14 protein-coding genes are annotated in these 15,551 nt (G+C 65.0%); 8 read left to right on the forward strand and 6 right to left on the reverse strand.

Features of this window, described 5'->3' with window-relative positions:
- Nucleotides 1-531: 531 nt before the first annotated feature.
- Nucleotides 532-1,362 carry an alpha/beta hydrolase gene (locus QW881_RS31360; RefSeq protein WP_315758580.1) on the reverse strand — a complete coding sequence of 277 codons (831 nt, stop codon included), beginning with the start codon at nt 1,360-1,362 and terminating at the stop codon, nt 532-534.
- A gap of 396 nt (nt 1,363-1,758) precedes the next feature.
- Here QW881_RS31360 and parC point away from each other — a divergent pair, with 396 nt between their 5' ends.
- From parC to QW881_RS31385, 5 genes are all read left to right on the forward strand, one after another.
- Nucleotides 1,759-4,011: a DNA topoisomerase IV subunit A gene (parC, locus tag QW881_RS31365; RefSeq protein ID WP_315758579.1), complete on the forward strand. Its 2,253-nt coding sequence runs from the start codon at nt 1,759-1,761 to the stop codon at nt 4,009-4,011.
- Nucleotides 4,012-4,094: 83 nt separating this feature from the next.
- Nucleotides 4,095-5,057, forward strand: a complete 963-nt coding sequence (locus QW881_RS31370) for a cation diffusion facilitator family transporter (protein ID WP_315758578.1) — start codon at nt 4,095-4,097, stop codon at nt 5,055-5,057.
- Nucleotides 5,058-5,263: 206 nt separating this feature from the next.
- Nucleotides 5,264-5,668 (forward strand): arsenate reductase (glutaredoxin), encoded by a 405-nt coding sequence (gene arsC / locus QW881_RS31375; RefSeq protein WP_315758577.1) that lies wholly within the window; start codon nt 5,264-5,266, stop codon nt 5,666-5,668.
- A 37-nt stretch (nt 5,669-5,705) separates the two neighbouring features.
- Nucleotides 5,706-6,980: an adenylate/guanylate cyclase domain-containing protein gene (locus tag QW881_RS31380; protein WP_315740235.1), complete on the forward strand. Its 1,275-nt coding sequence runs from the start codon at nt 5,706-5,708 to the stop codon at nt 6,978-6,980.
- A 62-nt stretch (nt 6,981-7,042) separates the two neighbouring features.
- Nucleotides 7,043-7,477, forward strand: a complete 435-nt coding sequence (locus QW881_RS31385; RefSeq protein WP_315740234.1) for a universal stress protein — start codon at nt 7,043-7,045, stop codon at nt 7,475-7,477.
- On the opposite strand, the gene QW881_RS31390 is transcribed toward QW881_RS31385, so the two are convergent.
- Together QW881_RS31390 and QW881_RS31395 are read right to left on the reverse strand one after the other, a co-directional pair.
- Nucleotides 7,474-8,700 (reverse strand): MFS transporter, encoded by a 1,227-nt coding sequence (locus tag QW881_RS31390; protein ID WP_315758576.1) that lies wholly within the window; start codon nt 8,698-8,700, stop codon nt 7,474-7,476. The two genes, QW881_RS31385 and QW881_RS31390, sit on opposite strands and share 4 nt — an antisense overlap.
- A 102-nt stretch (nt 8,701-8,802) precedes the next feature.
- Entirely contained in the window at nt 8,803-9,591 is a 789-nt protein-coding gene (locus tag QW881_RS31395) for a class I SAM-dependent methyltransferase (protein ID WP_315775170.1), read from the reverse strand.
- Nucleotides 9,592-9,794: 203 nt separating this feature from the next.
- Between QW881_RS31395 and QW881_RS31400 the strand changes: the two genes are divergently transcribed.
- Entirely contained in the window at nt 9,795-11,171 is a 1,377-nt protein-coding gene (locus QW881_RS31400) for an Nramp family divalent metal transporter (protein WP_316159128.1), read from the forward strand.
- Between the two features lie 87 nt (nt 11,172-11,258).
- Here the strand turns inward: QW881_RS31400 and QW881_RS31405 are convergent, their stop codons facing one another.
- From QW881_RS31405 to hemB, 3 genes are all read right to left on the reverse strand, one after another.
- Nucleotides 11,259-12,035: an arginyltransferase gene (locus tag QW881_RS31405; RefSeq protein WP_315740230.1), complete on the reverse strand. Its 777-nt coding sequence runs from the start codon at nt 12,033-12,035 to the stop codon at nt 11,259-11,261.
- A gap of 91 nt (nt 12,036-12,126) precedes the next feature.
- On the reverse strand, nt 12,127-12,660 hold the full coding sequence (locus tag QW881_RS31410; protein ID WP_315758573.1) for an RDD family protein: 534 nt from the start codon (nt 12,658-12,660) through the stop codon (nt 12,127-12,129).
- A 198-nt stretch (nt 12,661-12,858) separates the two neighbouring features.
- Nucleotides 12,859-13,920, reverse strand: coding sequence for a porphobilinogen synthase (gene hemB / locus QW881_RS31415; protein ID WP_315758572.1), 1,062 nt, complete (start codon nt 13,918-13,920; stop codon nt 12,859-12,861).
- 217 nt (nt 13,921-14,137) lie between these two features.
- Here hemB and QW881_RS31420 point away from each other — a divergent pair, with 217 nt between their 5' ends.
- Nucleotides 14,138-14,605, forward strand: coding sequence for a DUF6163 family protein (locus QW881_RS31420; RefSeq protein WP_315740227.1), 468 nt, complete (start codon nt 14,138-14,140; stop codon nt 14,603-14,605).
- Nucleotides 14,606-14,965: 360 nt separating this feature from the next.
- On the forward strand, nt 14,966-15,478 hold the full coding sequence (gene ldtR / locus QW881_RS31425; protein WP_008962376.1) for a transcriptional regulator LdtR: 513 nt from the start codon (nt 14,966-14,968) through the stop codon (nt 15,476-15,478).
- Nucleotides 15,479-15,551: the final 73 nt, after the last annotated feature.

Raw genomic sequence — 15,551 nt, forward strand, 5'->3', positions numbered from 1 at the left:
GCATAAACTCCCAGCCGCCTATCAGCAGACTCGGTTTAACCGAGGACAACCTCCTGAGGCTCCACAGCTAACAAGCCCGGACACCGGGGAGACTGCGTATAAGTCGGAAGCCCATCGCGCAGGGAAGGCCGGGTCGTCCGGCTGACCTGTGGTACCTGCCGCCTGCATTTTTTTCGCAGGCGGGCCACGGGCCTCAGTCGAGGTCTGGCCTTCCCTGCGCCCTCTGTTAGATGAGGGTGATCGATCCTGATAGCTCGGGCGCCGATGGCGTCGCGAGACGGCAGACACGCATGCGGTCGTCATTGCGAGGACCCGAAGGCGACTAAGCAATCCAACCGCAGTGCCGGCTCTGGATCGCGTCGCTGCGCTCGCGATAACGGCAATTGTAGAACGCAATCATCGCCCGCGCAGGCGGGCGACCCAGCAATCACCGGCCGTCCGGGAGGAGTCGGATGTTAAGGCGTACGGGACCCCCCCGCCTACGCGGGGGGTGACGCGGTGTGTGAAATGCGCGACGAGATCGCGGTAAACCTAGCCCCTGATGAACGCCAGCAGGTCCGCATTGATCACATCAGCATGCGTCGTTGCCATGCCATGCGGAAATCCCGGATAGGTCTTCAAGGTCCCATGCTTCAACAGCTTGATGCCGATGCGCGCGGAATCGTCGATCGGGACGATCTGGTCGTCCTCGCCGTGCATCAGCAGCACCGGCACGTCGATCGCCTTCAGGTCCTCGGTGAAGTCGGTCTCCGAGAAGGCCTTGATGCAATCGTAGTGGGCCTTGGTGCCGCCCATCATGCCCTGGCGCCACCAGTTGCGGATCACGCCTTCGGAGACCTTGGCACCGTCGCGGTTGAAGCCGTAGAACGGGCCGGTCGGAATATCGAGGAAGAATTGCGCGCGGTTGGCGGCGAGCGCCGTGCGGAAGCCGTCGAACACCTCGATCGGCAGTCCGCCGGGATTGCTCGCCGTCTTCAGCATGATCGGTGGTACCGCTCCGAGCAACGCGGCCTTGGCGACGCGGCCCTTGCCGTGCTTGGCGACGTAGCGCGCGACCTCGCCGCCGCCGGTGGAGTGGCCGACATGGATCGCGTCTCGCAGGTCGAGCTTCGCGGCAAGCGCAGCGACATCGGCGGCGTAGGTGTCCATTTCATTGCCGGTCTCCGTCTGGCTGGAGCGGCCGTGACCGCGCCGGTCGTGCGCGATGACGCGAAAACCCTTGTCGAGGAAGAACAGCATCTGCGCGTCCCAATCGTCGGACGACAGCGGCCAGCCGTGGTGGAAGACGATGGGCTGGCCCGATCCCCAGTCCTTGTAGAAGATCTGCGTGCCGTCCGATGTCGTCAAGAATCCTGAGCTCATGGAGCATCTGCCTTTCTCACTGGATGGGATCTGCCGCGTTCAAGGCGCGGCGCGATGGCTCTCCTCGCAGGGCCGTTGCGTCGGCGAGGATGAGCGCCGTCACCTTAGCGACGGCGGGTGACGATCTCAGCTACACAGACTCGTGTGCGACATCGTTGCACCTCAACGGGACGCGGGTCGGCTGCTCAATCCGTGAGCGTTGCGACATGCGTCGGCGTCACGTGAACTGCATGATTTTCGGGCCGGGTTGCGGTCCGCGGCCGAAGTCCCGGCTTTTTCCTCGGGGAACCGGGCAGGGCCGTCATTGCGCCCCAGCGCATCATCGCATAAAGCCTGTTCCCAAATCGTTCACGCTAGCTCAGGCTCAAGGGCTAACCCACTGAAAGCTCAACGCGAATGGGAAAATCACTGATTCCGCCGGAACCAGCCGAGATTCACGAGGTGACGCTCCGGGATGCGCTGGAAGAGCGCTATCTCGCCTACGCGCTCTCGACCATCATGCACCGCGCACTGCCGGACGCGCGCGACGGCCTCAAGCCCGTGCACCGGCGCATCCTCTACGGCATGCGGCTGCTGCGGCTCGACCCGGGCACGGCGTTCAAGAAATCCGCCAAGATCGTCGGCGACGTGATGGGCTCGTTCCATCCGCATGGCGACCAGGCGATCTACGACGCGATGGTCCGCCTCGCGCAGGACTTTTCCTCGCGCTATCCGCTGGTCGACGGCCAGGGCAATTTCGGCAACATCGACGGCGACAATCCGGCAGCCTACCGCTACACCGAAGCGCGCATGACCGATGTCGCGCGGCTGCTGCTGGAAGGCATCGACGAGGACGGCGTCGAGTTCCGGCCGAACTATGACGGCCAGTCGAAGGAGCCGGTCGTACTGCCCGGCGGCTTCCCGAACCTGCTGGCCAACGGCGCGCAGGGCATCGCGGTGGGCATGGCGACCTCGATTCCGCCGCACAATGCCGCGGAGCTCTGCGACGCGTCGCTGCATCTGATCGAGAAGCCTGACGCCAAGTCGCGCGCGCTGCTGCGCTGGGTGAAGGGGCCGGACTTCCCGACCGGCGGCACCGTGATCGATTCCAAGGAGTCGATCATCGAGGCCTACACCACCGGCCGCGGCTCGTTCCGTGTCCGCGCCAAGTGGAAGCAGGAGGAGGGCAACCGCGGCACCTGGATCGTCGTCATCACCGAGATTCCCTATCTCGTGCAGAAGTCACGGCTGGTCGAGAAGATCGCAGAGCTGCTCAACGAGAAGAAGCTGCCGCTGGTCGGCGACGTCCGTGACGAGTCGGCCGAGGACGTGCGGCTCGTGATCGAGCCGAAGTCGAAGAACGTCGATCCGGTGCTGATGATGGAATCGCTGTTCCGGCTCACCGATCTCGAGAGCAAGATTCCGCTGAACCTCAACGTGCTGATCAAAGGCCGCATCCCCAAGGTGGTGGGCCTAGCCGAGTGCCTGCGCGAATGGCTCGACCATCTGCGCGACGTGCTGCTGCGGCGCTCGAACTACCGCAAGAAGCAGATCGAGAACCGGCTGGAGATTCTCGGCGGCTATTTGATCGCCTACCTCAACATCGACGAGGTGATCAGGATCATCCGCACCGAGGACGAGCCCAAGCCGGTGCTGATGAAGACGTTCAAGCTCACCGAGGTGCAGGCCGAGGCCATCCTCAACATGCGCCTGCGTAGCTTGCGCAAGCTCGAGGAAATGGAGATCCGCACCGAGGACAAGAATCTGCGCGGCGAGCTGAAGGGCATCAATGCGCTGCTCGGATCCGAGGAGCTGCAATGGGCCAAGGTCGGCGAGCAGGTCAAGACGGTCCGCGACATGTTCGGGCCGAAGACGCCGCTCGGCAAGCGCCGCACCAATTTCGCCGACGCGCCCGAGCACGATCTCGCCGCTATTGAAGAAGCCTTCATCGAGCGCGAGCCGGTCACAGTCGTCGTCTCCGACAAGGGCTGGGTGCGCACCTTGAAGGGCCACGTCGCCGACCTGTCGAACCTGCAGTTCAAGACCGACGATCAGCTCGGCCAGGCGTTCTTCGCCGAGAACACATCCAAGGTGCTGCTGTTCGCCAGCAACGGCAAGTTCTACTCGCTCGATGTCGGCAAGCTGCCCGGCGGGCGCGGTCATGGCGAGCCGATCCGCATGTTCATCGACCTCGACCAGGACGCCTCGATCGTGTCGATGTTCGTCAACAAGGGGGAGCGCAAGTTCCTCATTGCCGCCTCGGACGGCCAGGGCTTCGTGGTCAAGGAGGAGGATTGCGTCAGCAACACCCGCAAGGGCAAGCAGGTGCTCAACGTGACCGCGCCGGCGGAAGCGCGCGCGATCACGACGGTCGCGGGCGATCAGGTCGCGGTCATCGGCACCAACCACAAGATGGTGGTGTTCGGGCTCGACCAGGTGCCGGAGATGGCGCGCGGCCGCGGCGTCCGGCTCCAGAAATACACCAGCGCGCAGCTCTCCGACGTCACCACCTTCGAGCAGAAGCAGGGACTGGCCTGGAAGGATTCCGCCGGCCGCGACCAGGGGCTGAGCTGGAAGGAGCTGGCCGACTACCGCGGCAACCGCGCCGATGCCGGGCGCATCGCGCAGGGGCTGCCGAAGTCGAACAAGTTCAACCGGCCGATCGAGTAGCGACGTAATAGTATCCGTCGAGCGGCCGTCTATATCAGACAGCGGGCGATCGCGAGGCGCGCGATCGCCCGGGGGCACGTTGGATGGCGCACTCGCATTCTCATCATCACGGCCATGACCATTCCCATGATCATGGCCCCTCACATGCCCACGGCCATGCCGGCCACAGCCATGCGCCGGTGAGCTTTGGTTCGGCCTTTGCGATCGGCGTGTCGCTCAACACGGCCTTCGTCATCGCGGAGCTTGTGTTCGGCTATGCCGCGCATTCGCTGGCACTGATCTCGGACGCCGTCCACAATCTGTCCGACGTGATGTCGTTGCTCCTGGCCTGGGGCGCCCTATGGCTGGCGGGCCGGCGGCCGACCGACCGCCATACCTACGGCTATCGCCGCGCCTCGATCCTGGCGGCGCTGATCAATGCGGGGCTGCTGTTGGTGGTGGTCGGCGGCATCGCCGTCGAGGCGTTCGATCGCCTGCGCAATCCGGGCGAGGTGGCTGGCACCACCGTGCTGTGGGTCGCCGCGCTCGGCATCGCCATCAACGGCGCCACCGCGATGCTGTTCATGCGCGGCCGCGACACCGACCTCAACATTCGCGGCGCCTACCTGCACATGGCCGCCGATGCCGCCGTGTCGTTCGGCGTGGTCGTGGCGGCGCTGGTCACGATCTGGACGGGGTGGCTGTGGATCGATCCGGTGGTCAGCCTGGTCATCGCGCTCGTTGTGCTCCTGAGCGGCTGGGATCTCGCCCGCGACAGCGTCAATCTGGCGCTCGACGCCGTGCCGCGCGACATCGCGCTGCCGGAGGTGCGCGAATATCTCGCCTCCCTCGACGGCGTCAGCGAGGTGCACGACCTCCACATCTGGGCGATGAGCACCAACGAGACCGCGCTGACGGCGCATCTGGTACGGGCAGGCGGAACGGATGATGCATTCCTGCATCGCGTTTGCGCCGAGCTGTCACATCGCTTCAACATCCAGCATCCGACCCTCCAGATCGAGGCCGATGGCTGCGCCTGCAAGCTCGCTCCTGCCGACGTGGTGTGAGCCGCGATGGGTCAGTTCCTTCCTGCCAGTCTGCACAGCGCGCCGGCGATTTCGCTCGACCGGCGGAGTTCCCATTCCGGCCGGCGGCGGCGCCGTGATAACAGTGACCAATTCCCGCATCGCGGCCGCACCATCAGGGACACGATGCGTGGGGGGAGACGCATGGCACGGGAATGTGCCTTTGGAACGCAACGACTGGACAGCCCATGCCCGTGACGATCTTTCACAATCCGGCCTGCGGCACGTCGCGCAACACGCTCGCGATGATCCGCGCCTCGGGTGAGGAGCCTGAGGTGATCGAATATCTGAAAAGCCCGCCGAGCCGCGAGCAACTGATTGCGCTGATCAACGCGATGGGCGTCAAGGTGCGCGACGTGCTGCGCGAAAAGGGCACGCCCTATGCCGAGCTTGGGCTGGGCGATCCCAAATGGACCGACGACCAGCTGATCGAGGCGATGCTCGCGCATCCGATCCTGATCAACCGGCCGATCGTGGTGACCAGCAAGGGCGCGCGGCTCTGCCGCCCGTCCGAACTTGTGCTCGACCTGCTCGATCATCCCGTCTCCTCCTTCACCAAGGAGGACGGCGAGGTGGTGAGCCGGCCTGCCTGAAGCTTTCCGGATCGTGACGCGTTGGTGAGCTGAAACCATGGACACGGCGACCCGTCTCGAAGTGGCGAACTGGCTCGTGGCTCAGAGCCTGACCGGCATGCCGGAAAATGAGATCCTGCGCGGCTTCTGCGAGCGCTGCCGCGTGGCCGGGCTTGAATTGTCGCGCAGCCTTGCGATCATCGATACGCTGCATCCGATTTTCGAGGGGCGTGGCTTCCGCTGGAACGATTTCGACACGAACGAAGCCGACAGCTTTGAATATGGCTCCAGCAATGAGGGAGAGGCGGCACAGAATTGGCGGCGCTCGGTCTTCCACCACATGCTGGAGAACGGCCATGACGAGTTCAGCATCGACTTCACGAATTGTGCGCATCTCGATTTTCCGGTCATCGAGGAGCTTTCCGCACAGGGGCATCGGCACTATCTCGCCTTCGTGCACCGGTTCGGGGAAGCCGGAACGCTCGGCCAGATGGACTGCTTCTATTCCAACTGGCTGACGCGACGTGACGGCGGCTTCACCGACACGCAGATCGGCGCATTGCGCGACCTGGTCCCGCTGCTCGCGCTGACGATCAAATCCGCGCAGCAGGTCGATATCGTGCGAACCCTTGGCCGCGTCTATCTCGGCCGCGATGCGTCGGAGCAGGTGCTGCGCGGCCGGATCTCCCGCGGTGTCACCGAGCGCATCAATGCGGTGCTGTGGTTCTCCGACCTGCGCAGTTCGACTGCGATCAGCGAGAGCATCTCGCCGGACGAGATCATCCCGCTGCTCAACGACTATGCGGAGGCATCGATCGACGCGATCTACGAGTCGGGCGGCGACGTGCTGAAGCTGATCGGCGACGGCGTGCTGGCGATCTTCACCGGCGGCGACATGGCCTCGGCCCGTCACGCTGCGCTGCGCGCCGAGCATCGCTTTCGGCTGAACATCATGAAGCTGAACGCGCGGCGCGCCGGCGAGGGACGGCCCGTCACCTCGGCCTATGTCGGCCTGCATGTCGGCGAGGTGTTCTACGGCAATATCGGCAGCGAGGACCGGCTCGACTTCACCGTCGTGGGACCGGCCGTCAACGAGGTCAGCCGCATCGCCTCGATGTGCCGCTCGGTCGATCGCGAACTGTTGGCATCCTCCGAGTTCTGCGAGGGGCTCGACGACGAAGGTCGCCGCTATCTGGTGTCGACCGGTCGCTACGCGCTGCGCGGCATCGGCCGCGCGCAGGATCTCTTCACTCTCGATCCGGAACTTGCCGGCAGCGCGTCGGCCACGCGGGCCTACGAGAACTACCTGGCGGACGAGATGTCGCACCCTTGACCCACGTCAATGCCCCGCAGAAGCGAGTCTGCCCAGCATCCTCTGCCGGGAGGTGAAAGCTCATGTACAAACATATTCTGCTGCCGACCGATGGGTCCGACCTTTCCAAGGCCGCAATCAAGCACGGTATCGCGCTCGCCAAGGCGACCGGGGCCAGGGTCACGGCGCTGGTGGTGTCGACGCCGCTGCATTCGCTGGTCGTCGATCCCCACGCTGCGACCAAGGCGCTTGCGCAATACAAGTCGCTGGTGGCCGATCAGACCGCGAAATACCTCGATCATGTGAAGGACGACGCGGAGCAGGCCGGCGTCGCCTGCGCCACGCTCTGCGTCGAGCACGACAAGCCCTATGAGGCGATCGTCGAGACCGCGCGCAAGCAGCATTGTGATCTGGTGCTGATGGCCTCGCATGGGCTGCGCGGCGTCTCGGCGATCCTGGGCAGCGAGACCTTGAAGGTGCTGACGCATTCGACCGTGCCGATCCTGGTCTATCGCTAGGCGGGCTGCGGCTCCGGCTGGCGTGCGATCGCGACGACCGGCGAGGCGAGGATGACGAGCGCCTGCAGGCCGAAGATGGCGGCCACGAGGTAGAGACACATGTCGGCGCCGTAACGGCCGCCGACGACCGCGCCGAGCAGCGAGCCCAGCGGACGGGCGCCGTAGCTGAGGATGTTGATGGCCGACACCCGCCCGAGCAGGCCCGCCGGAGTCACCGACTGCCGCAGCGTCGTGGTCGAGATCACCCAGAGGATCGGCCCGGCGCCGAGCAGGAAGAAGCTGAGGGCGGCAAGGTAGGGCGAGGGGACGAACGTGGTCAGTGCCATGATGAGTGCCGCGGCGAAGCCGGTGACGGGGCCGAGCCCGATGACGGTGCCGAACGGCAGCCGCCGCATGATGCGCGTCGCCAGCAGCGCACCGCACACCATGCCGACGCCGAACATCGACAGCACCGTGCCGACGCCTCCCGCCGACAGGCCGAGCCGATGCACCGCATAGGGCACGAACACCGCGAGCAGCAGGAAATGCGCGGTGTTGAAGATGAACTGGGTGACGAACACCGGCCGCAGCAGCGGATGATGCAGCACGAAGGCAGCGCCTTCGCGGATGTCGGCGAGCGGATGGCGGCGCGGCACCGGCGCACGGGCGGGCTCGGCGATGCCGGCCAGGCACATGGCTGCGATCAGCGAGAGCGCCGCGGCGCAGCCGAAGGCCGGAGCGCCGCCGATCCAGCCGACCAGCATGCCGCCCAGCGCGGGCCCGGTGGCAAAGGCGATGGTGCGGGCAAGCTCGATGCGCGCATTCGCAGGGGCCAACTGGGCCGGGGCGACGAGGCTCGGCACCAGGGCAGGCGCTGCGACGCTGAACACGACCGTGCCGCACACCGCCGCGAATCCGAGCGCCGCCAGCAGCGGCAGCGTGAGCGCGCCGGACGCGAAGGCGATGAGGATCGCGAGCAGCGCGAGCGCGCGAAGCGTCTCTGCCAGGGCCATCAGCAGCCGTCGCGACATCCGGTCGGCGAGCAGCCCCGCAGGGATCGCGAACAGCACGAAGGGCGCGGTCAGTGCCGTCTGCAGCAGGCCGGTCGCGCCCTCGCCAACGCCGAGTGCGAGCACCGCGACGATCGGTGCTGCGGCGAGCGCGATCTGCTCGGCCGATTGCGCGGTGAGGTTCGACCAGGCGAGGCGGTGGAAGCCGGCGGGCAGGACGGGAGAAGGAGGCATGAAGAGGAACCTGATTTGATGATGTGGCCATCATCGCCGCTCCGTCTCCCTGCGCCCACCCGCTTCCTGATCTCCGGCATCGGCCGTCGTGCTGTGGACGGCCTATGCCGCGGTCGGTGCCTCGGCCAATCCCCATTCCGGGGGCAGCGTGCGGAACGCCAGATGCGTGCCGGCATTCAGCGGCGCCGTCTTGAAGCCGAACCGGTGCCAGGCCAGCGCCAGCGCATGCTGGGTGTAGATCGAGATGTGGCCGTTGCGCGGCGCAATGTACCACCAGGACATGCCCTGGCTGTCGAAGTCGTCCGGCTGGGTCAACGTCGAGTAGAACACCGCGCCCGGTTCGGCCACGCAGGCCGCCATGGCTCCGATCGTCGCCAGCGGATCGGGCACGTGCTCCAGCGTCTCGAAGCAGGTGACGAGATCGAACTTGCGATCGGGGCGGGTGGCGTGCTCGGCCACCATCGGATCATAGGTGACCGCTTCCGCAAAGCCTTGAGCACGCAGGCCGGTGCAGAACACGTCGTTGCCGCCGCCGAAGTCGAGCACCCGCATGCCGGCCTTGTGTGGCGCCCAGAAGCGGGCGACGGCCGCCGCATTGTCGGTCGGGCGCTTGACCCGATAGTCGGGATCCACGGCTTCGTAGCCGTCGTTGTAGATGTGCGTCTTGAACTGCTCGATGCTCCAGTCGTCGAATGCGTCGGTGAACAGAAAGCCGCAGTCCGCGCAGCGCCGGTAATAGATGGGCACGCCCGAGAGCGGCGCGCGATACGCATGCGCCGTCTGGCATGGGCGGTTCATGTCGACGACGCCGTAGAGGTCGGCAGGACCGTCACAGATCTTGCAAGGAACAGGCGCGTTGGAGATCGGTCGGAGGCCAAGGTGGGCAGACATGTTGGATCCGGTCAGTGGGGAGACGGGGACCCGGCCGCGCCGATTCGTGTGTGCTTCAGGCGCTCTCGCGAATCGGCAAGGGCGAGCAGCTGCCATGATGGAATGGTATTGGATTAATACCAACGCTCGCGGGCACCCACCTGCAGCGCTCCTCTACTTGCAAATCAGTTGCATTAAAGGTCGGTTTCGTTCAGGATAGCGGAATGGACGCAAAACCGTCAGATCTTTCGCAACTGCAAGCCTTGGTTCCGCCCAGCGACGGCCGCTCCGGCTGGCGCGGTGAGCGCGGTGAGCCCTCTCTCGGCGACATGTTCGCGACGGTGCGAACCGCAACCAAGGGGTCGCTCTGGCGAAAGCTGCTCGCCTTTCTCGGACCCGGCTATCTGGTCGCGGTCGGCTACATGGACCCCGGCAATTGGGCGACCTCGCTCGCCGGCGGTGCCAAGTTCGGCTACGTGCTGTTGTCGGTCGCGCTGCTGTCCAACCTGATGGCGATCGTGCTGCAGTCGCTGTGCACCCGGCTCGGCGTCGCCACCGGCCGCGACCTGGCCCAGGCGTGCCGCGATTCGACGCCGCGCTGGGTTTCGTTGCCGCTGTGGCTGTCGGCGGAGATCGCGATCACGGCCACCGACCTCGCCGAGGTGATCGGTACTGCGATCGGTCTCAGCCTGCTGTTCGGGCTGCCGCTGTCGATCGGCGTCTGCGTCACCGCGCTCGATGTTTTCCTGATCCTGGCGCTGCAGGCCTTCGGCTTCCGTTGGATCGAGGCGTTCGTGGTCGCGCTGCTCGGCATCATCGCGCTGTGCTTCGCGATCCAGATCGCGATGGCGCAGCCGGACTGGGCCGAGGTGGTGAAGGGCTTCGTCCCCAGCGGACAGCTGATCGCCAACCCAGAGATGCTCTATCTGGCGCTCGGCATTCTCGGCGCTACCGTGATGCCGCACAATTTGTATCTCCACTCGGGTCTGGTCCAGACCCGCGGCTACGGCGACAGCCCAGAGGACAAGCGCGAGGCGATCACGCTCTCCACGATCGATTCGACCATCGCGCTCTGCCTTGCGCTGACCATCAACGCCTCGATCCTGATCCTGGCGGCGGCGACGTTCCACCGGACCGGACAACGCGACGTCGCCGAGCTTGATCAGGCGCATTCCTTCCTGGCGCCGCTGCTCGGGTCGACGCTGGCACCGACGCTGTTTGCGATCGCGCTTTTGTGCTGCGGCCTGAATTCGACGATCACCGCGACTCTGTCCGGTCAGATCGTGATGGAAGGCTTTCTTCACTGGCGGATCGCGCCCTGGCTGCGCCGGCTGATCACCCGCATGATCGCCATCGTGCCGGCCGTGGTGGTGACGATCTGGGCCGGCGAGAAGGCCACCGGGCAACTGCTGATCCTCAGTCAGGTCGTGCTCAGCCTGCAATTGCCGTTCGCGATCGTGCCGCTGGTGCTGCTCACCGCGAGCCGGGCCAAGATGGGGCAGTTCGTGGCGCCGCGCTGGCTGACGGCGATCGCGACCTTGATCGCGGTGGTGATCATCGCGCTCAATACCAAGCTGGTGTGGGATCTGGCCACGGGATGATGAGGAGAGGCGAATAGCGAAGGGGAAAAGCGAATAGGGACGTTCGAAGCGCTCTATTCGCTACTCCCCATTCGCTATTCGCCTCCTCTAGTCCTGCGGCTCGGGCGCGGTGTCGCCTTCGGCATCCACGCGCAGCCAGCCGGCAGCCGCGAGACGTTGTTGCGGCAGATAGCGACTCTTGTAGTCCATCTTCTTCGAACCCTCGATCCAGTAGCCCAGATAGACGTAGGGCAGACCCTGGCGCCGCGCCCGGGCGATGTGGTCGAGGATCATGAAGGTGCCGAGCGAGCGCGTGGTCTCCGAGGGGTCGAAGAACGAGTACACCATCGACAGGCCGTCGCTGAGCACGTCCGTCAGCGCCACGGCGACCAGTTCGCCGCCGCGGGCATTCGGACCGTTGCTCAGATTGCGGCGGCGGTACTCGATGATTCGCGTCTCGACATGGCTGTCCTCGACCATCATGGCGTAATCGAGCACCGTCATGTCGGCCATGCCGCCATGACGATGGCGCTGATCGAGATAGCTGCGGAAGATCGAGTATTGCTCGGAGGTCGGCACGGCGCTGCGCTGCTCGCCGACCAGATCGGAATTGCGCGCGAGCACCTTGCGGAAGTTGCGCGAGGGGCGGAATTCGTTGGCGATCACGCGGACGGACACGCAGGCGCGGCATTGGTCGCAGGCCGGCCGGTAAGCGATCGACTGGCTGCGGCGGAAGCCGCCATGGGTCAGGAGGTCGTTGAGATCGGTCGCCTTGTCGCCGACCAGATGCGTGAACACCTTGCGTTCCTGCCGCCCCGGCAGATAGGGGCAGGGCGAGGGCGCGGTCAGGTAGAATTGCGGGGTGTCACGCGAATGCTGGGTCAAGGAACGTCGTGAGCCTCCGAGGCGATCATCAACAGAATTGCGCTCCGGAGGCGGCCGGTCAATCGCTTTTGCAGTGCCACCGGACGTCTCATCAGGTGCGAGCCGGTTCAGTCAGTTGCGAGCGCACGGACGTGTTGATCACGACGGTACCGAGCACGAAATCGTGCAGCAGCCGGCGGCGGCTGTTGAACAGTCCGATCAGCAGCACGAACGGCGACAACGCCGAGACCGAGATCCAGAAGCAGACCGCGTGCACGGCACCGAGCACGAAATAGCCCGGCGCGCCGTACCAGGTCCGTACCTCCAGATCCATCACCCGCATGCCGATCGTCGCCGAGTTCGGCCCGCCGATCGTTGCGCCGTAGTAGACGATGGCCCAGATCACCGCAGCCGGCGACACCAGCCAGAACAACGCCCAGCCGAGACCCAGCGTGACCACGCCGAACACGGCAATGAAGATCACCGCCAGGATCACCGGGACCGAGAGCACCAGGAGATCGATCAGGAATGCAATCATCCGCCGCGTCAGCACGCCGCGAAACAATTCCGGCTGCTGATAGGGATCGTAGGCGTGTGGCCGAGCACCGGGACCGCCATTGCTATCGCCTGAACCCATATACGCCATGAATAAGCCCTCCGGATTGGCACCCAGGACATGGGAACCCCTCTTGCGCTTGCAAGGGCCGTTCGTGCATGGGACGCGGCAAATTTCCGGCTATTTCGCGACTTGTAAGCCAGAACTTCGCGAGCCGGCGGCCCGCGCAGGCGAAAGGAGCGGCGCGCTCAAGGAGCGTGGGGGTCTCGGAAAGATCCCAGCGCCTCCTCAACGCTGCTGCCGCAGCCGCTCGGCAGCTTGGGGGGCGAAATAGGTGAGCACGCCGTCGGCGCCGGCGCGCTTGAAGGCCAGCAGGCTCTCCATCATCGCCCGGTCGCCGTCGATCCAGCCATTGTTGGCGGCGGCCGTGATCATCGCGTATTCGCCCGACACCTGATAGGCGAAGGTCGGCATGCTGAACGTGTCCTTCACGCGCCTGACGACGTCGAGATAGGGCATGCCCGGCTTCACCATCACCATGTCGGCGCCCTCGGCGATGTCGAGCTCGACCTCGCGCAGCGCCTCGTCGGAGTTGGCGCTGTCCATCTGGTAGGTGCGCTTGTCGCCGGTCAGCGTCTTGGCCGAGCCGATCGCGTCGCGGAACGGGCCGTAGAAGGCGGAGGCATATTTGGCCGCATAGGCCATGATCTGCACGTCGAGGAAGCCGGCTTGATCCAGGGCCTGGCGGATCGCGCCGACCCGGCCGTCCATCATGTCCGACGGCGCGATGATGTCGCAGCCGGCTTCGGCCTGGACCAGGGCCTGGCGCACCAGCACGGCGACCGTCTCGTCGTTGAGAATGCGGCCGTCCTTGATGAGGCCGTCATGACCGTGGCTGGTGAACGGATCGAGCGCGACGTCGCAGAGCACGCCGATCTCCGGGAACTCCTTCTTGATCGCACGCACCGCCTGGCAGACCAAATTGTCCGGGTTGCAGGCCTCGGAGCCGTGCTCGTCGCGCAGCGACGGCTCGGTATAGGGGAACAGCGCGATGCAGGGAATGTCGAGCTTGGCGGCGCGCTCGGCGTCGCGGACGATCTCGTCGACGCTCAGCCGCTCCACGCCCGGCATCGAGGCGACGGTGCTGCGGGTCCGGTCGCCCTGCACCACGAACAGGGGCCAGATCAGATCGTCCGTCGTGAGCACGTTCTCGCGCACCAGCCGGCGGGCCCATTCAGCTTTGCGGTTGCGGCGGGGACGGATGGTGAGGTCGAGCGCCGGCGTCAGTCCAGTGGCCGGATTGCGCGCGGTGTCGCGCAGGTCGATCGGGCGCCCGAATTTGATCGCCATGGGGGGCTGGCTCCTTGCTGACCGGCGAGCCGGATTTTGACTTGTTGTAATTCCAACAATCTGTAGCACTTTGCCCGTCGCCCGTCACTTGACCTGACGCAAGCGGCCCGGTTGATTTCCGGCCCGGTTGATTTCACGGTGCCGGCCGGCCAAGAATCGCCATGCTCCTGGTCTTGAGAGGCCCCAATGACGACCCGCCTGTTCTGCTCGAGCTGCCATGGCTGAGATTCCCTCGGCGCGAGATCTGGCGCGTGACAACGCCGCCATGTCGATTGCCGCCATGTCCTCGGATCGGCGCGAGAGCGACGACAATGTCTGGACGCGGCGGCTCGTGCTGTTCCTGCGGGTCATGGCCATGCTCTCGATTGCCAAGGGCCTTTACCATTGGGCCCAGGTGACCGGCTTCATCGGCGGCGAGGACGACGCGTTCGAGAACCAGGCGATGGCCTGGCAGGCCGCGACGGTCTATTTCGCGGTGATCGAGCTCGTCGCCGCCGTGGGCCTGTGGCTAGCCACGCCGTGGGGCGCGGTGGTGTGGCTCACCACGGTCGTGTCGATGGCGGTCATCGAGCTCATGTTCCCGGGCATCTATGGCGGCAATCTGCTGGTGGTCGCGGGCGAGGCGGTCATGCTCGCCGCCTACCTCGTACTGGCCTGGATGGCGGCCCGGGAGCGGCCACCATAGGTCGTGCGGAAAATTCGTTGCACGCTGTAAATCTTTTCAGCGCGATGCAAGTAATGTTTCGAACACCTTAAGAGCGTCTGCCACAGCCGTTACAGAGACCTTAGCGGCGCTACCCAAGCGTGTTTTGTAATGCGACAGGTGGGTGAAACGAACCGCGAACATCGCTCCTCGACCGTCAACGGACTATTGCAAAAGCCTCTGTAATTACTGAATTAAAAGAGGATTCACTCTCCGCGATTCATTCTCTCTTTATGCTCTTATTTAAGGCGATCTTCAAAGCACGCCCCTTAAGTTCGTTCTATCAGACGGGACAAAAGTTTCGTCGAATAAGTCGACAAAAACGACGACAGGGGAAGTGTCATGATGAAAGCCGTTGCGACGGCCGTGGAGACTGCTGCGCCGGGCCAGGGCGGCACCGTGCAGTCGCTCTATCTGGAAGCACTGACGCTGGTGGAGCGGCTGCATCGCCGTCTGCTCGACGTCATCAAGGACGAGTTCGACCGCCGTGGTCGTTCCGATATCAATTCGGTCCAGGCGCTGCTGCTCTATAACATCGGCGACAAGGAGCTGACCGCGGGCGAGCTGCGCACGCGCGGCTACTATCTCGGCTCCAACGTCTCCTACAACCTGAAGAAGCTGGTCGAGCTCGGCTTCCTCGACCACCAGCGCTCGCGCGTCGATCGCCGCTCGGTCCGCATCCGCCTGACCCCGCAGGGGCAGGAGATCCGCCGCATCGTCGACTCGCTGTATCAGAAGCACGTCAAGACCGTGGAGCAGGTCGGCGGCATTTCGAGCGAGGAGTTCTCCACGCTCAACAAGTCGCTGCATCGTCTCGAGCGGTTCTGGACCGACCAGATCCTGTATCGCCTCTGAGCCGGTCTCACCGTTTCGGCTGAGCCGGCCTCAGACATCGAGAGCCAAGACCGGACAGCCGTTGATCGTCTGG

Origin of the sequence: Bradyrhizobium sp. SZCCHNS3016 (assembly GCF_032484535.1) — a bacterium.
Lineage (GTDB): Bacteria > Pseudomonadota > Alphaproteobacteria > Rhizobiales > Xanthobacteraceae > Bradyrhizobium.